Genomic DNA, 21,588 nt, shown 5'->3' with positions numbered 1-21,588 from the left:
GCGGTCCGTCGAATCGGTCACACCTTGCACCGATCCCCATGGCGACCGTCGCTCAGACGGTGGTCGGCGCGTCGCTTTGCAGCGCGCGGTCCATCTCGACGCGGTTGCGGCCCGCTTCCTTGGCGCGGTAGAGGGCTTCGTCGGCGCGCTTGAGTGCGCCGCCTGCCTGGGCGCCGGGTGGCGCCAGCGCCACGCCGAAGCTGGCCGTCACGTTGATGCGGCCGCCCGAGCTGTGGATCTCGCTCTGCTCCACGCGCTCGCGCAGCTTCTCGGCCAGGCGGGTGGCGTCGCGGATGCGGGTGCCCTGGCAGGCGATGAGGAATTCCTCCCCGCCCCAGCGGCCGAAGACGTCGCTGGCGCGCAGGTTGGCCGCCACGACGGCGGCCACGCGCTTGAGCACCTCGTCGCCGCAGTCGTGGCCGAGGCGGTCGTTGACGCGCTTGAAGTGGTCGATGTCCAGCATCACCAGCGTCATGCCCTGGCACGCCTCTTCGAAGTCGTCCAGCGACTGCTCCATGCCGCGCCGGTTCAGCACGCCGGTCAGCTCGTCGATGGTGGCCAGGCGGCGCAGCTTGTCCTGCTCGATGCGCAGCTGGCGGGTGCGCGCCATCAGTGCGTCGATCTCGCGCTGCTGGCGGTTGCTGTTCTGCCGCAGCTGCGTCCAGCCGTGCAGCAGCATCAGGCTGGCGCCCAGCATCCAGGCGCAGACGATGCCGAGGTAGACGCGGTCGCGGCTGACCCATTCGCCCTTGAGCGTCAGCCGGCGCAGCTCCAGCTCATGCTGCTGGCCGGCCATGTCGGAGGGCACGTCGATGACCAGAGCGATGGCGTTTTCCAGGCTGGGGCGGTTGTATTCGCGGGCCAGGTTGAACTGGCTGACCCACCATTCCGGCACGGTCAGCTCACTCAGCTCCAGTCGCACCGGCTTCTGGATGTCGCGCGGCCTGAGGTTGACGGAGTGGATGCGCGCGCTGTTGCCGTCGTCCGCGTTGGAAAAGCGCGGGTCGAAGTTGCGGATGGCCACGCGCACGAGGGCGGCAGGCCCCTTGTAGGTCAGGTCCATCTCCAGCGTGTCGAAGCGGCTGAGGTCGCGGCCGCGGACGGGGTCTTCGCCGGTCAGCGAGAAGCTCAGGCCGCAGGGCTGGTATTTATCAAAGGAGGTGTAGTTGCAGCGCCAGTGCAGGTGATCGGCGTCCAGCCATTGCACGGCCGTGTCAGCAGCGTTGCCGCTGGCAGTCATGAGATAGAGGTTGCTGACGGCGCCCGGCGCGGTCAGATCCAACGTGCGTGCCGGCAACAGCTCAAGGCCGGCCAGCACGGCAAGCGTCAGGGCGATGCCGCCCATCAGGAGATTGGATTTGCTCAGGTCGAATCGCACTCAGGGGAAGCCGACAGCCGCAGTGCTGGTCACTGTAGGCCCTGCAGGCGGCGGCGTCTGCACCCCGCTTGCCTAGACTTGTGGCATAGGTCACCAGAGCGAGCGATGGTCCTCGGTCACACCGGGCAGGGCCGTGACGGTTCTGCCGTTCACGGCGCCCGAGAACGTGCCCACGGGCTGCACGTAGCGGCTGGCGGCAAAGCCGAGGTGCTTGTTCGCCGCGCGGGCGCCCTCGGGCGTGAAGACGAGGTCGAGCAGGCCGTCGCTGGTGTGGATGCGCCAGGGCGACAGAGGCTGCTCAGGGGCGAAGTCGAAGTGCGCGGCGCTCAACGCCGCGGGCTGACCGTCAAGCCACAGCACGTTCTCCTGAGCGCCGAAATAGCCTTGCTGCAGATTGAAGCCGATGTCGGGCCGGTGGGCGCTGGCCCAGCGCCAGGCGGTGTCGCGGGCGAGCAGGCCGTTGGAGGCGTCCACCGCCGCCCAGGCGCTGTCCAACGCGAAGCGCCGGCCCTGCGCCTCGGCCCAGCCGCGCACGGGCAGGGCGCTGGTCTTCTGCGTCGCGTGGACTAGGAGCGTGGGCGGCAGAGGGCATAGCCCGCGCCAGCCCTCCGGGTTGAGCCTGGCAAGGGCGCATGCGGCGTTGCTCGTCGTTGCGGGCACGAGCCCGCGGCCTCCTCGCGCCTTGCCTGCACCCTTGCCAGACTCAACGCGGGCTATGCCCTCTGCCGCCCACGCTCCTGGGCCGCCTTCGATGGGGCCGATGGCGAGCAGCGGCGGAGCCATCGCGGCCAGGTCCAGCTCGGCCTCGACACGCAGCGTGCGGGTGGCTACGTGAAGGTGCAGGCGGTCGCCGGCCTCATGGCGCAGCGACAGCCGCGCGCCCGGGCCGCGAAACCAGCTGTCAGCCCCGGCCAGCGGCGCGTCCGACACGCCAGCCTGCAGGCCGGCGAAGCCGTCCTGGCTCCAGTCGGCCAGGAGACTGCGGTCCTGCCGGTCGAAGAGGTAGGCAAAGGCGCTGCAGGCCCAGCCCACATCGACGATGGCCACGCCGATGAAGACGGCGTCGTTGCCTAGGCCGACGTAGTGCCAGCGTTTGTTGTGCAGCCGCCGCCACAGCCAGCTTGGGCGCGGGTTCAGCGGTGACCAGTCGATGCGCGCGATGCTGCCCGCGTAGCGCCCATGGGCGGGCTGGCCGTCGATGACGACCGCAGCGGGAGCAGGTTTCAGCTCGATGGCCATGCGGGTTTTGCCGCCGGGGGGCGATACCGGTTTGGCGGCAATATCTCACCATGGACTGGCTGCCCGGACCCTTGCTTGATCTCTATCAACGCCACTTCGACTGGCGCGACCTCACCCTCGTCATGTTGTCGCCCGTCTTCGGCGTCTTCCTCGCGATGGAGGCCTGGCGCTTTCGCAAGACCGGCGTCTTCGACTTCCGCGACACCTTCGACAGCATGAACAGCGGCGGCAGCTATCTGGTGGCCGACCTGGTGTTGCTGGCCGTGCTTGTACTGCCGGCCATGGGCTGGGTCTACGAGCACCGGTTGTGGACGATAGACGTGACGCCGTTGCGCTTCCTCGGCCTCTTCCTGCTGGTCGAGTTCCTGTACTACGGCTTTCATCGTGGCAGCCACCGCATCCGCTGGTTCTGGTGCGCCCACGTCGTGCACCACGGCTCGGAGAAGATGAACTTCGGCACCGCGCTGCGCCAGAGCTGGTTCTACCCAGTCGCCGGCAACTGGCTGTTCTACCTGCCGGCGGTGTGGCTGGGCTTCGAGCCGCGCTGGGTGCTGTTCGCGTTGTCGCTCAACCTCGGCTACCAGTTCTTCGTGCACACGACGTGGGTCGACAAGATGCCGCGCTGGTTCGAGCGCATCTTCAACACGCCCTCGCACCACCGGGCCCACCACGGCCGCAACCCGCAATACATCGACAAGAACTTCGGTGGCACGCTGATCGTCTTCGACCGGCTGTTCGGCAGCTTCGTGCCCGAGGAAGCGCCGGTGGACTACGGCCTGGAGCACCCATTCCCGACGCGCAACCTGTTCTGGCTGAACGCGCATGAGTGGCGGGCCATGTTCAGCGACATGGCGCAGGAGAAGACCTGGGGCATGCGCCTGGCGCACCTGTGGATGCCGCCGGAGTGGCGGCGCCACGGCAACGGGTTTCAGGATCAGGGCTGAAGACACTGCGCGAGGAAGGCGTCGATGCGCTCTGAGATCCTTTCCGTCAAGCGTCAGTGACGCGTCCTGTGGCGGCGGTGTGAAGCGCCGAAGATCAGAGCGCGCGGTTCGTCAGGGCGCCTGTGATTCGATCCGCGATTTGCGGCATCGCTGCTTTCCAAGTTCCTTGATGATCGGCGTCCGGGACCTGGACAATCTCGATCCAAGATGGCACTGCTCCTGGCTCCGTCAAGTCAGCGATCGGAGTCTGCAAATCAAGGGTGCCTTGGAAGATCGTCACGGGGAAGCGTTGTTCTGCGCCAAGGGCGTCCCGCAAGCTGTAGTTCTTGATCAGCAGTCGTTCGAGCGGCATTGGGACCTGCACCAGGCGACGACCCAGCGCTGAGCGCACCGCCATGGCGAGGCTTGGGCTTGCACCCTCCAGCAGTAGGGCAGCTGGCCGGTGATTTTTGACGGCATATGCCGCGACCATGGATCCGAGGGAGCGGCCGACCACCACGTATCTCGGACCACAGCGTTTCTCGACTTGCCCGACAACTTCAGACGCAAAGCGCCTTGCCTGCTCCAACGTGAGTTTCGGTCCGTTCGGCGTCGAAGCGTAGGTGGGGGTGAAGACTGCTACGCCTCGCGAGGCCATCAGTGGCGCGATGTGGCCCTCAAATCCGCCAGCGAGCCCATGTTGCCCTGGGAAGATGACCACGCATCCGATCTGGATGGCGCCTGTCGAGTAAACCGGCATGTCGATCCCATCGTCGACGTGTACGGCGAAGGCCACGTGCCCCACTGACGGTGGGTGCAGGCCGGAATCTCGAATCGCGACATGGTCAACCATCCTGCCGAAACCCAAGCCGACGGCGGCGACCAGCGCGACCATGCAGAGCACCAGCGCGAAGACAAGTCGCCGCAGGTGATGCACGGCCGAGCGTCGGCTGCTTGAGTGCACTTCCGTCAGGGCAAGGGTGCGCCCAGGTGCCGGGCCAGAAACGCCTCCACGCGGCGCGCGAAGTCCAGCCGGTTCTCGGGCTTGGCGAAGCCGTGACCCTCGTCGGGGTAGGAAACCCATTCCGGCGGGTTGCCGGCTGCCTTGAGCGCGTCGCGCATGCGCGTGCCGTGCGTGATCGGCACGCGCTGGTCTGCCTCCCCATAGGCCAGCAGCAGCGGCGCCTTGATGCGCGAAGCCAGCTTCACGGGTGAATTGGCGGCCAGCATGGCAGCGTCCTGCTTGGGGTCGCCGATCATCTCGGGGATGGTCAGCTTGCGAGCCAGTGAACTGTCGTCCGCGACCCACCACGAACCTTGCACCATCAGCTCCAGGTCCGCAGGGGCCAGCCAGGCGACGCCGCAGCGGTAGAGCTCGGGGTCCTTGGCGAGGCCCATCAAGGTGCTGTAGCCGCCGTAGCTGGCGCCGAAGATACACGCCTTGTCGCTGGCCAGCCCTTGCTGCTGGGCCCAGCGCAAGGAGTCGGTCACGTCGTCCTGCATGGCCTGGCCCCATTGCTTGAAGCCGGCGCGCAGATGCGCCTCGCCATAGCCTGCGCTGCCGCGGAACTCCGGCTCGATGACGACGTAGCCGCGCGAGGCCAGGAACTGGCCCCAGCGGTCCCACTGCCAGATCTGGCCGCGAACCCAAGGCCCACCGTGCACGAGCACGACGGCCGGGCGGGGCCCCTTGGCGTTGTCGTGGCGGGTGATCCAGACCGGCAGCTCGCGCCCGTCACGGGCCTTGATGGTCTGGAAATCCATCGTCGCCATCTGCCCGGGGTCAACCGCTTCGCGCACGCGGCCGATGGCGCGCCAGTGGGATTCACCGTCGGGCGGTTGGCCCAGGTAGAGCCAGACCTTGCCAGGGTCGTGATCGCGATAGGACTTGATGATGGCAACCATGTCCGGCTGGCCGCAGCGGCGGCAGGAGACGCGGTTGATGAGACCGGGCAGGCGCTTGTCCGCCAGTTGTTGGAACGTGGCCATGCGCTTGTCCAGCCAGACGGTCGCCTCGCTGTCCACCTGCGCCCGCACGGCCAGCACGGCATCGCCCTCGGTGATCAGTTGGCCGGCGAAATCGAAGCCCGGCGTGGCCACGATGGCGGCCTGGGCAGGCGCCTTGGTCTGGGCGTCGTAGCGGGTCAGCACGGCCTGCCCGCCGGCTTTGGAGTGGGTTACGTAGAGAGTGCCGTTGCTGTCGACATCGTGGAGCTGGAAGGGCTGCTTCAACACGGTCGTGTCGAAGAGTTGCTCCCATTGCGTGCCGCCGGGTTTGAGCCAGTGCGCTTGCACGCGGTCGTCCTTGAAGCTCAGCGCGGCACGCGGTACGCCGTAGGCATCGACCAGCCATTGCTGGACGTGGCCGGCCGGGGCCTGGTTGGCAACATCGCGCGTCATGGCAGTGCGGGTGTTGAGCCACAACAGCGTCTGGCCATCGCGGGTGTACTGGGACACCAGCACCTCGTCGTTGACCTCGCCGGCACGCGGCTCGGGCACCAGGCGCAAGTGGTGGTTCCAGTCCAGCACGCTGTAGTTGGGCTCGCCCTTGTTGAATCCGAACCGGCTGGCGCGTTCGATGAGGGTGCGCATGCCGCTGCCGTCGGCGTTCACGGCATACAGGCCGGGCGGTTTCCAGTGCTCGCCGCTCAAGTCAGTCAGGCTGTAGATCAGCCGCTCATCGTTGACCCAGTGGACGTTGGTGACGTCTTCCTGCCTGTATTGCACCGGCCGCGTCAGGGCGCCGTCTGGCGCCAGGTCCAGGATGACGAGCCCCACGCGCTTGGCGCCCTTGGCCGTGGTGATGGCCAGCCGCTTGCCCGAAGGCGACAGCGCGATCTCGCCGATGTCGGGATCGCCGAAGAATGCCTCGACCGGCGGCGGCGCGGCATGCGCAGCGGCGGCCAGCAGCAAACCGGCGGTCGCGCCGGCCCAGCGTCTGAAAGTCATCACAGGTCCCCCTCCAGCTGCTCGGTGGCAGCGTTGTCATCGGCGCGCAGCATAGTGCGGCCGGTGCAGAGCCTGGGGTGCCCGAAACGGCAATCCTCACCTCGCCGCGCCAGGGGTGGCGCTGCTGGACAATGCCTCGCCATGAATGCTGCCTTCCCCGACGGCGCGCCCGTCGTCATCATTGGCGCCGGCTTGGCCGGCCTCACCGTGGCCCTGCACCTGGCGGACACCGTGCCCGTGGTCGTCCTGGCCAAGCGCGAGCTGACCGAAGCCGCCACGGCCTGGGCCCAGGGCGGCATCGTCGGCGTGCTCGGCCAGGACGATTCCATCGAGAGCCATGTGCGCGACACCCAGGATGCCGGCGCCGGCCTCGTGGACGAGGCGGCGGCCCGCTTCGTTGCCGAGCGCAGCGCCGCCGCCGTGGGCTGGTTGGTGGGGCAGGGCGTGCCCTTCACGCCCGACGACACCGGCCCGATGGGACTGCACCTCACGCGCGAAGGCGGCCACGCGGTGCGCCGCATCGCCCACGCGGCCGACGCCACGGGCAAGGCCATCCACGACCAGCTGCTGGACGTTGCCCGCCGCCACCCGAACATCAAGTTATGCGAGCGCTCGATGGCGGTGGACCTGATCACCTCGCGCCACGCCCAGCGCGACGAGCCGACACAGGTCTACGGCGTCTACGCGCTGGACATCGACAGCCAGCGCGTCGAGACGCTGGCCGCGCGCGCTGTCGTGCTGGCCACCGGCGGCGCCGGCAAGGTCTACCGCTACACCACCAACCCCGACACCTCCACCGGCGACGGCATTGCCATGGCCTGGCGGGCGGGCTGCCGCGTTGCGAACATGGAGTTCATCCAGTTCCACCCGACCTGCCTGTATCACCCGCTGGAGCGCAGCTTTCTGATCACCGAGGCGCTGCGCGGCGAGGGCGGGTATCTCAAGCTGCCCGACGGCACGCGTTTCATGGCTGCCCACGACGAGCGCCTAGAGCTGGCGCCGCGCGACATCGTCGCCCGCGCGATCGACTTCGAGATGAAGAAGCATGGCCTGGACTACGTGCTGCTGGACGCCACGCACCTCGGCGAAGCCTTCCTCATCGAGCACTTCCCCACCATCCACGCCCGCTGCCTCAAGCTCGGCATCGACATCGCGCGCCAGCCCATCCCCGTCGTGCCGGCCGTGCACTTCACGTGCGGCGGCGCGGTGACCGACCTGAGCGGCCGCTGCGACCTGCCGGGCCTGTACGCCGTGGGCGAGACCGGCTACACCGGCCTGCACGGTGCCAACCGCCTGGCCAGCAACTCGCTGCTGGAATGCGTCGTGCTCGGCCAGACCTGCGCGGCGCACATCCTGCAGCAGCCCATCCATGAGCCGGCGCCGCTGCCGGCCTGGGACGAGAGTCAGGTCGAGAACGCCGACGAGCAGGTCGTCATCGCCCACAACTGGGACGAGCTGCGCCTCTTGATGTGGAACTACGTCGGCATCGTGCGCACCACCAAGCGGCTGGAGCGGGCGCTGCACCGCATCGCGCTGCTGCGCGGCGAGATCGACGACTACTACGGCAGCTTCCGCGTCACGCGTGACCTGCTGGAGCTGCGCAATCTGGTGGACTGCGCTGAGCTGATCGTTCGCTCGGCGCTGATGCGACACGAAAGCCGCGGCCTGCACTTCAGCCGCGACTACCCACGCACGTTGCCGGTGAGTTTCCCGACGGTATTGATCAGCGAGCGGCGGCGGCGCTGAGGCGCGCCTAAACTTGGCCGACCGACCGCAGCGGAGGCAACCATGCAGATCATGTCCCGTGATTCCGACGTCATGAGCGGTGCGCTGTGCTTTGCCGGCACGCGCGTGCCGGTCAAACATCTGTTCGATTACCTCGAGAACGGTTCGACGCTGGAAGACTTCCTGGAGGACTTCCCGGCGATTGATCGCACTCGCGCCGTGGCCGTTCTGGAGGCCGCACGATTGCAGCTACTCGCCGATGCGGCTGCTGCTTGACGAGTGCGTACCGGCTCGCCTGGCCCGCGAACTCATCGGGCACGAGGTTCGCACGGTGGTGCAGATGGGCTGGTCGGGGGCCAAGAACGGCCGCTTGCTCGCGCTCGCCGGCAATGAGTTCGACGCCCTCATCACCGTGGACCAGAACCTGCGATATCAACAGCATGAAGCCAGCCTGCCGCTGGTGGTGATCGTGCTCGAAGCACATTCGAATCAGCTGATCGTCCTGCAGCGATTGGTTCCTGCCTTGCAGTCGGCCCTGGCTGATCTCGGCCTGCGGCGCTTCCTGCGCATCCCGACGGCAGATTGAAGTTCTCCGTCGGAGGCGAGGATTCAGGGCGGCGGCGGTGTCGGTGGCCGGGATTTGGCGCAATGCCGGACGCGGCAGATGCTCTCGAAGCTCAGGAAGTCGCCCGATATTGGGTCGAGCCACAAGATCAGTCCCGTGTCATGGTGGACGCGGAAATGATCAAGCGCTGGCGCCGTCTGCGGGTCGCCGCCACATGGGCTGTCGTGCTTTTCATGCGCGCCGATCTCAAGCCATCCTGCTTCTGATGAAGCGACTGGAAGGAAGAAGGCGCAGCCCTGTCGAAGCCTGTCGCCGTACAGGCCTTCGTCGCTCAGCCGTGTCAACAGCCGCGTGACGGCTTGCGAATCGGCGGGGCGGGGCTCCGGCGCAGCCCCCGCAGCGAGCGCGGCCGGCAAAAGGCACGCGATTAGGGCTGCTCGAACAGCGCGGTTGGGCAAAGCCAGGGATCTCGGCGCGGTTTACTTCCGCGCCCGCAGCGCCGTCCTTGCCTGCACGAAGTTGTAGGCGTAGCTGACCGCCTCGGCGATGCCGTTGTCGATCTCCAGGCGCTCGTGCTCGGTCAGGTAGAAGCTGAAGTCCACCTCGTGGCGGATGTAGCGCGGGGGCAGGCGGTTCAGGGCCACGCAGCAGACGTCGCAGAGCAGGTCGTTGCTGGCGGCGATGTCGGGGAAGTCCTTGGAGGCATCGACCACCGCGCCGAAGACTTCGCGCTCGTGGTGGTTGTACAGGGAGCTGAAGTCGGCATTCATGGCGGGTGTCCTCGCGAGGATATGGGGCGGTCGGAATGCCGAGTTATAGCGCGGGAAACGCCGGGCAAGCTCCTGCGATGCAGCGCGCCCTGGTTTGGGATGTGCTGCAAGGCGCAAAGCGGAGCCGGGTTGAACACCCGGCGAGCATTTGCAACGCAGCAGCACGCCCAAAGCTGGGATGCGCTGCGCGCGAGGCGCTTGCTCGGCGTTTCCTTAGGCCGCGCCAATGCCCGGTGTCATGCCCGCAGCGGCAGTCTTTCTCGCCGCGACGAAATCCAGCATGCGGTTGATGCAGCCCTGGGCCTTCACGCGGACGTCTTCGTCGACATGGATCTGCGGCTCGCCGCTCTCCAGGCAGTCGACGAGGTTGGCCAAGCCGTTCATCGCCATCCACGGGCAATGCGCGCAGCTCTTGCAGGTCGCGCTGTTGCCGGCGGTGGGCGCCTCGATCAGCGTCTTGCCCGGCGCCAGCTGGCGCATGCGGTGCAGGATGCCGTTGTCGGTGGCGACGATGTATTCCTGCGCCGTGCCCTCGACGACGGCCTTGATCAGCGCCGAGGTGGAGCCGACGACGTCGGCCTGCTCGACGACGCCCTTGGGCGACTCCGGGTGCACCAGGATCAGCGCGCCGGGATGCTGCTCGCGCAGCAGCTCCAGTTCCAGGGCGCGGAACTCGTCGTGGACGATGCAGGCGCCGTTCCACATCAGCATGTCGGCGCCAGTTTCGTCCTGGATATAGCGGCCGAGATGCCGGTCCGGCGCCCACAGCACCTTCTGGCCCTTGGCATGCAGGTCGGCCACGATCTCCAGCGCGCAGGAGCTCGTCACCATCCAGTCGGCGCGGGCCTTCACGGCGGCGCTGGTGTTGGCATACACGACGACCTGACGGTCCGGGTGAGCGTCGCAAAACGCTGCGAAGTCGTCGGCCGGGCAGCCCAGGTCCAGCGAGCAGGTGGCGTCCAGGTCGGGCATCAGCACGCGCTTCTCGGGGCTGAGGATCTTGGCCGTCTCGCCCATGAAGCGCACGCCGGCCACCACCAGCGTCTGCGCGGCATGGTCGCGGCCGAAGCGGGCCATTTCCAGCGAGTCGGACACGATGCCGCCGGTGGCCAGCGCCAGGTCCTGCAGCGCGCCTTCGACGTAGTAGTGGGCCACGAGCACGGCGTTGTGTTTCTTGAGCAGCGCGGCAGCCCGCTCGGCCAGCGCGTGGCGCTCGGTCGGCGTCAGCGGCGCCGGCACCTTGGCCCAGGCGTGCGCGGTGGAGCAGGCGCCGGCGGCGTCCTGCTTGGTGTAGTCGAAAAGTGTTTGGGACATCTTGGGCATCGGCCGTGGTGGCCGCAGTTCGTCCCGCAAGTGTCGCGCAGAGCGGTTGAGGAGTCTGCGCTCTGCCGCGCAGACTCCTATGGCGCCCGGCCGGCGCCGCCAAGCCCACGCTTACGGCAGGCGGACCCAGTCGCCCTCGTTGACGCGCACGGTCTGTGGCGCCTCGTTGTTGCGGCGGTAGGTCACGATCAGTTGCTTGTCCTTGCCGGGAGCCGGGTCGACGCCCAACAGGTCGTTGCTCACCTCGGCCTCGAAGCGGTCGCCGCGCACCCGTGCGCGCAGCGCCTGGCTCACGTCCACCCGGCGGTTGCCGTAGCCGTAGCTGGCGCTTTCGATGATCAGGTGCCCGTTGCCCGGCCGCGCCGGGCCGGTGTGGCCGCCGTCCCAGTGACCGCCCCAGTTGCCGCCACCCCAGCCGATGAACTGGGCGCCGTCGACGGTCATGTATTCGCGGTACTCGAAGCTGCGCTCCTGGCCGCTGCGGTCGCGCGCAACGATGCGCAGTTGCTTGGTCTGGCCGGGATCGGGGTCGACGTTGAAGCTGTCGTTGCCGAGGCGGAAGCGCTCATCGCGCCGCGCCAGCTCGCGCAGCCGGTCGGTCACGTCCACCTCGCGGCGCTGCGTGCCGTAGGTGGCGTAGAGGATGGTGAATTCGCCGCTATCACGGCCATCACCGCGGCCATCACCGCGCCCGTCATTGCGGCCGTGCCAGCCGCGCTCGCCATTGGCGTCGCCCCAATTGCCGCCGCGCCAACCGGTGAACTGGGCGCCGTCAATCCAGCCGCCTTCGCGGGTCTCGAACATGCGCTCGCGGCCCTGGCGGTCACGGGCAAAGATGCGCAGCGTCTTGGCGCGGCCCGGGGCGGGGTCGACGCCGAAGAGGTCGTTCGTCAGCCGCAGGCGCCGGTCCTGGCGAGCCAGATCGCGCAGGCGGTCGGTCACGTCGACATGGTTCTCCTGCGTGCCGTAACGGGCCTGCAGGATGACGAACTCGCCGTCGTCGTCGTTGCGTGCTGCGGCCGGCAGAGTGAGCCCTGCCAGCGCTGCGGCGAGAAGTGCGCTGCCGCCATCCACCATCCATTGACGTCGTTTCATGTGGGTCTCCTTGTTCATGCCGTCATCCTTGCATGCTGCCCATCAACGCTGAAGCGCGCCCGGCGGTGGACAGCCCGCACAAGTGTCAGGCTTCGGCAAAGAACCGGCTCGGCGGCATGCCCACCGTGCGCGTCACCATCGCCGTGAAGGCGCTGGCGCTGGCGTAGCCCAGCTCGCTGGCGATGAGGTTCATGGGCCGGCCGCGCGCCGCCAGCGTCAGCGCGTGGGCCAGCAGCAGTTGCGAGCGCCACTGCGCAAAGCTGGTACCCAACTGTTCACGGAACAGGCGGCTCAGCGTGCGCGGGCTGGCGCCGGCCTCTGCGGCCCAGTCGTCCAGCCCGGCGTGGCGGCCCGGCTCGCGCAGCATGGCCTCGCAGAGTTTGCGCAGCCGCGCGTCCTGCGGCAGGGCCACGCCCAGCGCCAGCGGCCGCGCGCGTTGCAGCTCGATCAGCACGAGCCGCTCGATGCTATGGCGCCGCTCGGCGTCGGCCGGCGTCTCGGGCGGCGCCGGGTCGGGGTCGCCGGGCAGGGCGGCTGCCAGCTCCCGCAACAGCGGTGACACCTCAAGCACGCGGCCCACCGTCCAGGCCTCGCCGGCCAGCAGTTCGGCGCCCAGGTACAGGGTGCGCAGGTCGGCCTGCTCGATGGCCGTCACCGCGTGGACGATGCCGGGCGGAATCCACACGGCCCGCGACGGCGGCACGATGTAGGTCGACGCCTCCGTGCTGACGCGCACCGCGCCCGTCATCGAAAAGACGAGCTGGGCCCAGTCATGGCGGTGCGGCTGGATGTCGGCCAGATGCTCCAGCACACGGGCCTTGGCGCGCAGCGGGCGCGCGGCCGTGGGCGCAAAACGCTCGGGTGAGAAGGCGGGAAAACTCTGCCGGCGGGCCATGGCTGGATTTCGATAGAACTTGACGAACCATCGTAACCGGGCCGCCGCTCGCCTTTCTACAGTTGGCAGCCATGGACACGACCCTCGCTTCCTCTTTCGACGCCGGCCAGCAACGGCGGCGCGACGTCACGACGATCTCCACCATCGGCGTGGCCCACGGCACCTCGCACTTCTTCCACATGCTGCTGCCGCCGCTGTTCCCGGCCTTCATCCAGGCCTTCGGCCTGAGCTATTCGGAGCTGGGCCTGCTGGTGACGACGTTCTTTGTCATCTCGGGTGCCGGCCAGGCGGCATCGGGCTTCATCGTCGACCGCATTGGCGCGCGGCCCGTGCTGTTCGCGGCGATGGCGAGCTTCTTTCTCGCCTCCATAGCCGCCGGCCTGGCCCAAGGCTTTGGCGGGCTGATGCTGGCGGCGGCGCTCGCCGGCTTCGGCAATGCGCCCTTCCACCCGGCGGACTTCACCATCCTGAACAAGCGCGTCTCGCAGCCGCGCCTGGGCCACGCGTTCTCGGTGCACGGCATCAGTGGCAATCTCGGCTGGGCCTTCGCGCCGGTGTTCTCCATCGGCATTGCCGAGGCGACGGGCAACTGGCGCTTCGCCTACGTCGGCACGGCGCTGATCGCGCTGGCGGTGATGGCGCTGCTGTTCTGGCAGCGCGGGGCAATAGACGACCGCCAGGGCTCATGGGGCCACGCCAAGCCGGCCGTGGGCGTCAAGGCCGAACATCCGATGGCCTTCCTGAAGCTGCCGTCGGTGTGGCTGTGCTTCTCGTTCTTCTTCTGGTCCACCGCAGCCCTGTCGGCCATCCAGAGCTTTGCCAGCCCCGCGCTGCACCAGATCTACGGCCTGCCGCTGGCGCTGACGGCCTACGTCGTCACCGGCTACATGCTGGCCGGCGCGGCGGGCATGGTGTGTGGCGGCTTCCTGGTGGCCAAGGCCGAGCGACTGGAGGGCGTCATTGCCGTTGCGATGGCATTTGCTGCCGCGATGTTGTTGCTGGTGGCCACCGGCTGGCTGCCGGGCGGGCTGGCGGCGGCGGTCGCGGCACTGGCTGGCTTCGGCACCGGGCTGGCCGGGCCGTCGCGCGACATGCTCATCAAGCGCGCCTCGCCGCCGGGAGCGACGGGCCGCGTCTACGGCACCGTCTATTCCGGCCTGGACATCGGCTTCGCGCTGGCTGCGCCGGTGTTCGGCGCCATCCTCGACCACGGCATGCCACGCGGCGTGTTCGCCGGGTCGGCGGCGGCGTTGATGCTGGGCATCCTGTCAGCGGGCATGGTGGGGCTCGGCCTGAGCCGCCGCCGGTTGGCCGCTGCAGTGCCGGCCTGATGGCGCGGGGGTCAGCCCCCGCCCACCCGTACCATGCGCGACTCCGCCCGCCCTCGGGCAGCCCCGTCGCGCCACATGAAATTCAAGACCTTCGTCACCTCACCCAGCCTTGAGAACAAGGCCTTCCTGGCGCTGATGATCGCCGCCAGCCTGGCTTTCGTGTGGATCCTGTTGCCCTTCAGCGGCGCGGTGTTCTGGGGCGCGGTGATCGCCATCGTCTTCATGCCGATCTATGTCTGGCTGCTGCGCAAGTGGAAGCAGCGGCGCACGCTGGCGGCGCTGGCGACGTTGTTCCTGGTCGTGCTGATGGTCGTGCTGCCCATGACGCTGCTGACCGGCATGCTGGTCAAGGAGGGCGCGGCGCTTTACCAGCGCGTGCAGTCGGGGCAGACGAACTTCGTGCGCTACTTCGAGCAGGTCGTCGCGGTGCTGCCCAGCGGGCTGCACGATCTGCTGAAGCATTTCGGCCTGACGGACGTCAGCGAGTTGCAGGCCCGCATCACCGAGGCCATCGGGCGCGGCAGCCAGATGATTGCGACCTACGTCTACAGCATGGGCCAGAACGCGCTGGACCTGATCGTCGGCTTCTTCGTGATGCTGTACCTGGCGTTCTTCCTGCTGCGTGACGGCGCCGCATTGACCCGGCGCATTCGCGCTGCCGTGCCATTGGCGCCGGCGCATCGACAGCACTTGGCGGTGAAGTTCATCACCGTGATCCGTGCCACCGTCAAGGGCAACATCCTGGTGGCCGCGACGCAGGGCACCTTGGGCGGCCTGGCGTTCTGGTTCTTCGGTATCCAGGGTGCGCTGCTGTGGGCGGTGCTGATGGGCTTCCTGTCGCTGCTGCCGGCCATCGGCGCGGGGTTGATCTGGCTGCCCGTGGCCCTGTATTTCCTGGTCACGGGCGCCATCTGGCAGGGCGTGACGCTGATCATCTACGGCGTGTTTGTGATTGGGCTCGTGGACAACGTGCTGCGCCCCATCCTCGTCGGCAAGGACATCCAGATGCCGGACTACCTGGTGCTGATTTCCACCCTCGGCGGCATGGCCGTCTTCGGCATCAGCGGCTTCGTCATCGGCCCCGTGATCGCGGCGATGTTCATGGCGGTGTGGGACTTGTTTGCGACGGCGCGGGAGGAGGCCTTGGCGACGCCTGAACCGCGCGAAGGCGACACGCCCGCCGGCCCGGCTACGCCTGAGGCCTGAGCGCCATGTCGGTTCGCGGGCTCGTTGTCGCAGCCGCTTGCGTGGCGGCGCTGGTCCTCGGCTGGCAGAAGCGGGAGGCGCTTCAGGCCTGGGTCGGCTCGACTCAAGCGCTGACCGCATCGAGTGCGGCACCCCTGCGCAAGTGCGTCAACGGGCAGCAGGTCTCGTACACGAACGCCGCATGCCCCGCCGGGCACAAGCAACAGGCCGTGGTTGCCCCGCCCGTCAACGTGCTGCCCGCCACGCCGGTGCCCAAGCCGGCGGCGTCCAGTAGCGCGCCCTTGCTGCACCAGGCACTGGACATCAAGCAGGAAGCCACGCTCAAAGACAAGATGATGGAGCGGGCGATCGACGGGGTGCGGTGACGCGGTGACGGTTTGGCCGGCTAAAGTTCCAACATGACTAGACAAGTTACCACCCCCGTCCTTGCCGGCCACAAGCTGGTCGAGGCGCTGATTGCCCAGGGCATCGACACCGCATTCGGCGTTCCTGGCGAATCCTTCCTCGCCGTGCTCGACGGCTTTCACGAGTACGCCGACAAGATCCGTTTCATCGCCTGCCGCCAGGAAGGCGGCGCGGCCTTCATGGCGGAGGCGCAAGGCAAGTTGACCGGCCGCCCCGGCATCTGCTTCGTGACGCGCGGCCCGGGTGCGACCAACGCCAGCATCGGCCTGCACACGGCCTTCCAGGACAGCACGCCGATGATCCTGTTCATCGGCCAGGTGGCCAGCGACCAGCGCGACCGCGAGGCCTTCCAGGAGGTGGACTACCGCCAGATGTTCGGCCCCGGCACGCTGGGCATGGCCAAGTGGGTGGGCGAGGTGCATGACGCGGAGCGCCTGCCCGAATACGTCGCGCGTGCCTTCCACACCGCCATGCAAGGCCGCCCCGGCCCGGTCGTGCTGGTGCTGCCAGAGGACATGCTGACGAAGCCGATCACGGCGCCCGTCGTCGCACCGGCGCGCCCGGCCGAAGCCGCGCCCACGCCGGCTGCGCTGGCCGAACTGCGCGAGCGGTTGGCGGCGGCGAAGAAGCCGCTTGTCATCGCCGGTGGCGGCGGCTGGACGCCCGAGGCGACGACGGCGCTGCAGACCTTTGCCGAAGCCTGGGGCCTGCCGATCGGCTGCGCCTTCCGCTTCCAGGATCTCTTCGACAACGTCCACCCGAACTACGCCGGTGACGTGGGCATCGGCATCAATCCCAAGCTCGCGGCGCGCGTCAAAGAGGCCGATCTCATCCTCGCCATCGGCCCGCGCCTGGGCGAGATGACGACCGGCGGCTACACGCTGCTGCAGGCGCCGCGCCCGGCGCAGGCGCTCATCCACATCCATGCCGGCGCCGAGGAACTGGGCCGTGTCTACACCGCCGAGTTGCTCATCAACGCGAGCATGAGCCAGGCTGCACCGGCGCTGGCCGGGTTGGTGCCGCCGGCCGACATCGCCTGGCGCGACTGGACCGCCGCCGCCAACGCCGACTACGTGGCCAACCTGGTGCCCACGCCCGTCGCGCCGCTGGACATGGCCGAGCTCATCCACCTCATCGACGCCAAGCTGCCCGAGGGCACCATCTTCACGAACGGCGCCGGCAACTACAGCGGCTGGCTGCACCGCTTTCACCGCTACACGGCGCTGCACCGCTTTGGCAAGACACAGCTGGCGCCGACCTCCGGTGCGATGGGCTACGGCGTGCCGGCTGCGGTGGCTGCGGCGCTGCTGCAGCAGGACTGGCGCCCCCACGCTGACGCTGCGCGTCAGCTGCCCCCCGAGGGGGAGTCGCCGGCTTGGGACGGCCCGGCGCCGGCTCGCTGGGTCGTCAACATCGCCGGCGACGGCGACTTCCTGATGACCGGCCAGGAACTCGCCACGGCCACCGGCTACGGCGCGAAGAAGCTGCTCGTCATCGTTGTCGACAACGGCACCTACGGCACCATCCGCATGCACCAGGAGCGCGAGTACCCCGGCCGTGTGTCGGGCAGCGACCTGTTCAACCCCGACTTCGCGCAGCTTGCCGAGGCCTATGGCTTCGCGGCATTCAAGGCCGAGAGCACGGCGCAGGTCGACGTGGCGCTGGACGCGGCGATTGCGGCCGGCAAGCCAGCCTTGATTCACCTGCGCCTGTCGGCCGACGTTTCCACCTCCCGCTCCACGCTCACGGCCATCCGCGAGACCGCCGAGAAGGCTCAGAAGAACCCCCATGCTTGAACTCCAACTCCGCGGTGACTACATCGAACTCGACAAGCTGCTCAAGGCGACGGGCCTGGTCGAAAGCGGCGGTCGCGCGCGCGTGCTGATCGCGGCCGGCGAGGTCAAGGTGGACGGTCAGGTCGAGTTGCGCAAGACGGCCAAGATGCGCGCCGGCCAGGTGGTGAGCTTCGGCGGCCAGCAGGTCACGGTATTGCCAGCCGACGCCTGACAACGCCGCCCTCGGGTTCGCCTCACCCCGCAGATCGATGCCCTCAGGGATTGCGGCGCGTCCAACCTCTCCAGCGGCGGCGACATCCTCTACGTCTTCCAGGCCGCGTCGTACACGACCAACTACCAACCCGCCGCCATCACCTTCCTGGGTGCCATCTCCAACCGCGGCACCTACGCCAGCCCCGACAACCCGACGGCCGCTACCGGCCTGAGCGGCATCCAGGTGCGTGAGTACAAGGAAGGCGAAAACGGTCGACCGTGCAGGCCTCCAACGCGACGCCCATCGTGTCCGACGTGCTGGCCGTGACCGCCGTGCCCGAGCCCGAAAGCTACGCGCTGATGCTGGCCGGCCTGGCGGTCGTGGGTGGCATCACGCGCCGCCGCCTGCGCGGCTAAAAACGGCGCGCTACCGCTCAGCGGTAGCGCGCCAGGATGCGCTCGACGCTGCCGTCGCGCACCATGTCCCTGACCGCCTGGTCCAGCCGGTCCAGCGGCAGCGGGTGCGCCAACGTGAACGCGCAGTGCGTGGTGTAGCGCGTGGTCTGCAAGGCCGCTTTCAACCCGTCCTGCGGCCGCAGCTTGTTGTGGAACTCCAGCGTGATCTGTTCGGTCAAGGCGTACTGGGTGCGCTTGGCCGCCAGCTTGCGCAGATTGATCAGCATGCTGGGCGCGTCGTCGCGCACGAACCGCTTCCCCAGCAGCTGTTCGACCTCTGGGTAGCGGTAGGCGTGCACCGTGCCCAGTGGCTGCCCGGCCAGGTCCTGCAGCCGGGTCAGGGGCGGTGCCTGCGGCCGGGCGGCCACCACGCCCTGATGCTGCATCACCGGCGGGCTCCAGTGGAAGTTGCCGTCGATCCAGTCCCGCGCCACGTAGCAGACGCCATCCGCCTCGCCGGCCGCCAGCACCTGCGCCACCCGCCGTGGCGGCACGGAGACGTACTCGGCCGGCCGGCCCAGCCGTTCGGCGATGGCGGCGCTGATGTCCTTGACGATGCCGGTGGTCAGCTGGTCGTTCTCGAACCCGCTGAAGGGCATCGCATGGTTGAGCGGCGCGATGAAGCGCAGCGTTGGCTCGGCTGCCCACGCCTGCCAGGGCAGGGTGCCAGCGAGCAGCAACGCCGCGAGCCTCACGGTCGCAGCAGGCTGAGCAAGCGATCCAGCCCGCCCTCGTTGATCGCGACTCTGGCCTGCTCGCGCACCTTGGGCTTGGCGTGATAGGCCACCGACAGGCCGGCCGCGCCCATCATCGGCAGGTCATTGGCGCCGTCACCCACGGCGATGGCCTGGTCGGGCCGGCAGCCGACCTCTGCGCAGCAGGCCAGCAGCATCAGCCGCTTTTGCTCGCCGTCGCAAATGTCGCCCCAGTCCTGCATGACGACGCGGCCGGTGAGGGCGCCGTCGGCAATCTCCAGCTCGTTGCTGCGCACGAAGTCCATGCCCAACTCGGCGGCCACATAACGCGTGAAGAAGGTGAAGCCGCCGGAGACGAGCACGAGCTTCATGCCGGCAGCTTTGAACGCCGCGCAGAGTTCACGCGCGCCGGGGTTGAAGGTCAGGCGCTCGGCCAGCACGCGGTCCAGCACGCTGGCGGGCACGCCGGCCAGGAGGGCGAGGCGGCGGCGCAGGCTGTCCTTGAAGTCGGTGATCTCGCCACGCATGGCGGCTTCGGTGATGGCGGCCACCTCATCGCCCTTGCCGGCGAGCGCTGCGATCTCGTCGATGCACTCGATGCTGATCAGCGTCGAGTCCATGTCGAAGGCGGCTAATCTGAAGTGGGAGAGCGGCGGCAGCGCGGGGCCGTCGCGCAGGACGAGGCCTTCAGGGGCGGAAGAGGTCACGGGGTCGGGAGTCAGGGCCAGCGATGGCCGGGATTATCCCGGTCGGTTCAGTGGCGGCGCGCAGGGCGTGCAGCGCGACAGCCTGCTAGCTTGGCGCCAGCAACCAGTTCTCGACCGCCAACCCCGGCACGCGAAGAAAGTCGGTGTCGTTGGTGACGACCGTGGCACCTACGGCCAAGGCGTGAGCGGCGATCAGCAGGTCGTTGGCGCCCATCGGCGTGCCCGCAAGTTCAAGCGCAGCACGCAAGCTGGCGTAGTAGCCGACCACGTCCTCGTCCAGCGGCAGCACGGGCAACTGCTGCATCTGGATGTCGTAGGCAGCCTGCAATCGGGGCGACGGCGTTTTTGCCAGGCCAAAAGCCAGCTCGCACTGCACGACGACGCTCGTCACCATGCGCGGCGGCTCCGTGCTCAACAAGTGTTCGCGGTAACGCTGTGCGACGGCGCCGGCCGTGTTGCGCATGATGTGGCTGACGGCGTTGGTGTCCAGCAGGTAGATGCCGGGCTCAGCCATCTTCAGTCGCGCTCCAGATCGATGTCGTCCAGCGGCAGCAGGCCGGCATCGACATCGGGAAAGACTTCCTCGATAGGGCCGAGCCTTGCCATTTCTTCAAGCGCTGCCAGCAATGCCGCCGGGCTGCCTTTCGGGTGCTGGGGCTTCACCAATTCGATGATCAGCCGGTCACCTTCGCGGCGCATCACCGCATCGCTGCCGGGCAGCTCGAATTCCTTCGGAATGCGCACCGCCTGGTTCGCGCCATTGCGGAACAGGCGGACATGACGCTCGGATGTGGGTTCCGCCGTAGCGGCGTAACGGGCGGTGGGTTCGGCGACTTTGTGCATGACAGCCTCCTTGTCAGCCAAGCATATGCCTTGGCATATGTGGCGTCAACCTTCCCGCGTTGGCTGGCCCAGCAGCCTCAACACCTCCCGCACCGCCTGCGCCCGGTCCTGCGGGCTGCTCAGCGCCTTCTCCACGCGCAGCTTCTCGTTGCCGACCAGCTTGATGTTGCGGTTCTTCTGCACCAGCTCGATGACGCGCATCGGGTCGATGGGCGGGTCCTTGCGGAAGTTGATGTTGATGATGGATGGCGCCGCGTCGATTTTGCTGACGCCGTAGGGCTTGGCGAGCACGCGCAGGCGGTGGGTGTCGAACAGCGTCTGGCCCTGCGTCGGCAGCGTGCCGAAGCGGTCGGTGATCTCTTCGAGCATCGAGTCGATCTGCTCGTTCTTCTCGGCCGTGGCCAGGCGCTTGTAGAGGCTCAGGCGCACCTGCACGTCGCCGCAGTAGGCGTCCGGCAGCAACGCGGGCGCGTGCAGGTTGATCTCGGTCGTGGCGGCAAAGGGTGACAGCAGGTCGGGCTCTCGGCCGGCCTTGAGCGACCGCACGGCCTCGTTGAGCATGTCGTTGTAGAGCTGGAAGCCGACCTCCATCATGTTGCCGCTCTGGTTGTCGCCCAGCACCTCGCCGGCGCCGCGGATCTCCAGGTCGTGCATGGCGAGGTAGAAGCCCGAGCCGAGTTCTTCCATCGCCTGGATGGCGTCCAGCCGCTGCATGGCCTGTTTGGTCAGGCCCTGCAGGTCGGGCACCATCAGGTAGGCATAGGCCTGGTGGTGGCTGCGGCCCACGCGGCCGCGCAACTGGTGCAGCTGTGCCAGCCCGAACTTGTCGGCGCGGGCAATGATGATGGTGTTGGCGGCCGGCACGTCGATGCCGGTCTCGATGATGGTGGAGCACAGCAGCAGGTTGTGCTTGCCGGCCACGAACTCGCGCATGACGCGCTCCAGCTCGCGTTCGGGCATCTGGCCGTGGGCGATGACGATGCGCGCCTCGGGCACGAGTTCCGCCAGCTTCTGGCGCCGGTTCTCGATGGTCTCGACCTCGTTGTGCAGGAAGTAGACCTGGCCGCCGCGCTTCAACTCGCGCAGCACGGCCTC

General features: G+C 68.2%; 23 protein-coding genes and 1 pseudogene. 11 read left to right on the top strand and 13 right to left on the bottom strand.

Annotated features, from left to right (window positions below; all coding sequences use genetic code 11):
- Positions 1 to 52 precede the first annotated feature (52 nt).
- Positions 53 to 1,345 carry a GGDEF domain-containing protein gene (locus tag ABIS05_RS20360; RefSeq protein WP_348011485.1) on the bottom strand — a complete coding sequence of 431 codons (1,293 nt, stop codon included), beginning with the start codon at positions 1,343 to 1,345 and terminating at the stop codon, positions 53 to 55.
- Positions 1,346 to 1,468: 123 nt separating this feature from the next.
- Complete coding sequence (locus ABIS05_RS20355) at positions 1,469 to 2,617, bottom strand: DUF2804 domain-containing protein (RefSeq protein WP_348011484.1); 1,149 nt, start codon at positions 2,615 to 2,617, stop codon at positions 1,469 to 1,471.
- Between the two features lie 50 nt (positions 2,618 to 2,667).
- Here ABIS05_RS20355 and ABIS05_RS20350 point away from each other — a divergent pair, with 50 nt between their 5' ends.
- Entirely contained in the window at positions 2,668 to 3,561 is an 894-nt protein-coding gene (locus ABIS05_RS20350; protein ID WP_348011483.1) for a sterol desaturase family protein, read from the top strand.
- Between the two features lie 94 nt (positions 3,562 to 3,655).
- Here the strand turns inward: ABIS05_RS20350 and ABIS05_RS20345 are convergent, their stop codons facing one another.
- The gene (locus ABIS05_RS20345; RefSeq protein ID WP_348063320.1) at positions 3,656 to 4,435 is read right to left on the bottom strand and encodes an alpha/beta fold hydrolase; all 780 of its coding nucleotides are present in this window, start codon (positions 4,433 to 4,435) and stop codon (positions 3,656 to 3,658) included.
- A 74-nt stretch (positions 4,436 to 4,509) separates the two neighbouring features.
- On the bottom strand, positions 4,510 to 6,489 hold the full coding sequence (locus ABIS05_RS20340; protein WP_348011481.1) for a prolyl oligopeptidase family serine peptidase: 1,980 nt from the start codon (positions 6,487 to 6,489) through the stop codon (positions 4,510 to 4,512).
- Positions 6,490 to 6,630: 141 nt separating this feature from the next.
- Here ABIS05_RS20340 and nadB point away from each other — a divergent pair, with 141 nt between their 5' ends.
- From nadB to ABIS05_RS20320, 4 genes are all read left to right on the top strand, one after another.
- The gene (gene nadB, locus ABIS05_RS20335; protein WP_348011480.1) at positions 6,631 to 8,235 is read left to right on the top strand and encodes an L-aspartate oxidase; all 1,605 of its coding nucleotides are present in this window, start codon (positions 6,631 to 6,633) and stop codon (positions 8,233 to 8,235) included.
- 42 nt (positions 8,236 to 8,277) lie between these two features.
- Positions 8,278 to 8,490: a DUF433 domain-containing protein gene (locus ABIS05_RS20330; RefSeq protein WP_348011479.1), complete on the top strand. Its 213-nt coding sequence runs from the start codon at positions 8,278 to 8,280 to the stop codon at positions 8,488 to 8,490.
- Positions 8,474 to 8,800, top strand: a complete 327-nt coding sequence (locus tag ABIS05_RS20325; RefSeq protein WP_348011478.1) for a DUF5615 family PIN-like protein — start codon at positions 8,474 to 8,476, stop codon at positions 8,798 to 8,800. The genes ABIS05_RS20330 and ABIS05_RS20325 overlap by 17 nt, the downstream gene beginning before the upstream one ends.
- Positions 8,801 to 8,862: 62 nt before the next feature.
- Entirely contained in the window at positions 8,863 to 9,045 is a 183-nt protein-coding gene (locus tag ABIS05_RS20320) for a hypothetical protein (protein WP_348011477.1), read from the top strand.
- A 213-nt stretch (positions 9,046 to 9,258) separates the two neighbouring features.
- Here ABIS05_RS20320 and ABIS05_RS20315 read toward each other — a convergent pair whose 3' ends face one another.
- The 4 genes from ABIS05_RS20315 to ABIS05_RS20300 form a co-directional block, all read right to left on the bottom strand.
- Entirely contained in the window at positions 9,259 to 9,549 is a 291-nt protein-coding gene (locus ABIS05_RS20315) for a late competence development ComFB family protein (RefSeq protein ID WP_348011476.1), read from the bottom strand.
- A 213-nt stretch (positions 9,550 to 9,762) separates the two neighbouring features.
- Positions 9,763 to 10,863 (bottom strand): quinolinate synthase NadA, encoded by a 1,101-nt coding sequence (gene nadA, locus ABIS05_RS20310; RefSeq protein WP_348011475.1) that lies wholly within the window; start codon positions 10,861 to 10,863, stop codon positions 9,763 to 9,765.
- A 120-nt stretch (positions 10,864 to 10,983) separates the two neighbouring features.
- Entirely contained in the window at positions 10,984 to 11,967 is a 984-nt protein-coding gene (locus tag ABIS05_RS20305) for a hypothetical protein (RefSeq protein WP_348011474.1), read from the bottom strand.
- Positions 11,968 to 12,052: 85 nt separating this feature from the next.
- Positions 12,053 to 12,862, bottom strand: coding sequence for a helix-turn-helix transcriptional regulator (locus ABIS05_RS20300; RefSeq protein ID WP_348011473.1), 810 nt, complete (start codon positions 12,860 to 12,862; stop codon positions 12,053 to 12,055).
- A gap of 71 nt (positions 12,863 to 12,933) precedes the next feature.
- Between ABIS05_RS20300 and ABIS05_RS20295 the strand changes: the two genes are divergently transcribed.
- The 6 genes and pseudogenes from ABIS05_RS20295 to ABIS05_RS20270 all read left to right on the top strand — a co-directional run.
- A complete protein-coding gene (locus tag ABIS05_RS20295; protein ID WP_348011472.1) occupies positions 12,934 to 14,193 on the top strand; it encodes an MFS transporter in 1,260 nt (419 codons plus the stop codon).
- Positions 14,194 to 14,268: 75 nt separating this feature from the next.
- On the top strand, positions 14,269 to 15,399 hold the full coding sequence (locus tag ABIS05_RS20290) for an AI-2E family transporter (protein WP_348011471.1): 1,131 nt from the start codon (positions 14,269 to 14,271) through the stop codon (positions 15,397 to 15,399).
- Positions 15,400 to 15,440: 41 nt separating this feature from the next.
- Positions 15,441 to 15,764 (top strand): hypothetical protein, encoded by a 324-nt coding sequence (locus tag ABIS05_RS20285; RefSeq protein WP_348011470.1) that lies wholly within the window; start codon positions 15,441 to 15,443, stop codon positions 15,762 to 15,764.
- A gap of 33 nt (positions 15,765 to 15,797) precedes the next feature.
- Positions 15,798 to 17,600 carry a thiamine pyrophosphate-binding protein gene (locus tag ABIS05_RS20280; protein WP_348011469.1) on the top strand — a complete coding sequence of 601 codons (1,803 nt, stop codon included), beginning with the start codon at positions 15,798 to 15,800 and terminating at the stop codon, positions 17,598 to 17,600.
- Positions 17,593 to 17,811, top strand: coding sequence for an RNA-binding S4 domain-containing protein (locus ABIS05_RS20275; RefSeq protein WP_348011468.1), 219 nt, complete (start codon positions 17,593 to 17,595; stop codon positions 17,809 to 17,811). Before ABIS05_RS20280 ends, ABIS05_RS20275 begins: the two co-directional genes overlap by 8 nt.
- A 293-nt stretch (positions 17,812 to 18,104) precedes the next feature.
- Positions 18,105 to 18,209: pseudogene (locus tag ABIS05_RS20270) on the top strand (PEPxxWA-CTERM sorting domain-containing protein); the annotation flags it as partial.
- 17 nt (positions 18,210 to 18,226) lie between these two features.
- Here the strand turns inward: ABIS05_RS20270 and ABIS05_RS20265 are convergent.
- The 5 genes from ABIS05_RS20265 to ABIS05_RS20245 all read right to left on the bottom strand — a co-directional run.
- Complete coding sequence (locus tag ABIS05_RS20265) at positions 18,227 to 18,943, bottom strand: transporter substrate-binding domain-containing protein (RefSeq protein WP_348011466.1); 717 nt, start codon at positions 18,941 to 18,943, stop codon at positions 18,227 to 18,229.
- Positions 18,940 to 19,650, bottom strand: coding sequence for a phosphoserine phosphatase SerB (gene serB / locus ABIS05_RS20260; RefSeq protein ID WP_348011465.1), 711 nt, complete (start codon positions 19,648 to 19,650; stop codon positions 18,940 to 18,942). The genes ABIS05_RS20265 and serB overlap by 4 nt, the downstream gene beginning before the upstream one ends.
- Before the next feature lie 85 nt (positions 19,651 to 19,735).
- On the bottom strand, positions 19,736 to 20,164 hold the full coding sequence (locus tag ABIS05_RS20255) for a type II toxin-antitoxin system VapC family toxin (RefSeq protein ID WP_348011464.1): 429 nt from the start codon (positions 20,162 to 20,164) through the stop codon (positions 19,736 to 19,738).
- Positions 20,165 to 20,166: 2 nt separating this feature from the next.
- The gene (locus ABIS05_RS20250) at positions 20,167 to 20,493 is read right to left on the bottom strand and encodes an AbrB/MazE/SpoVT family DNA-binding domain-containing protein (RefSeq protein WP_348011463.1); all 327 of its coding nucleotides are present in this window, start codon (positions 20,491 to 20,493) and stop codon (positions 20,167 to 20,169) included.
- A gap of 45 nt (positions 20,494 to 20,538) precedes the next feature.
- The coding region (locus ABIS05_RS20245) for a TRCF domain-containing protein (protein WP_348011462.1) at positions 20,539 to 21,588 on the bottom strand (1,050 nt) is incomplete at its 5' end.

The sequence above is a fragment of the Roseateles sp. genome (assembly GCF_039929605.1).
In the GTDB taxonomy this organism is placed as follows: Bacteria; Pseudomonadota; Gammaproteobacteria; order Burkholderiales; family Burkholderiaceae_C; genus Pelomonas.
The sequence above is the reverse complement of the archived record's forward strand: the minus strand, read 5'-3'. Positions and strand labels throughout refer to the sequence as shown.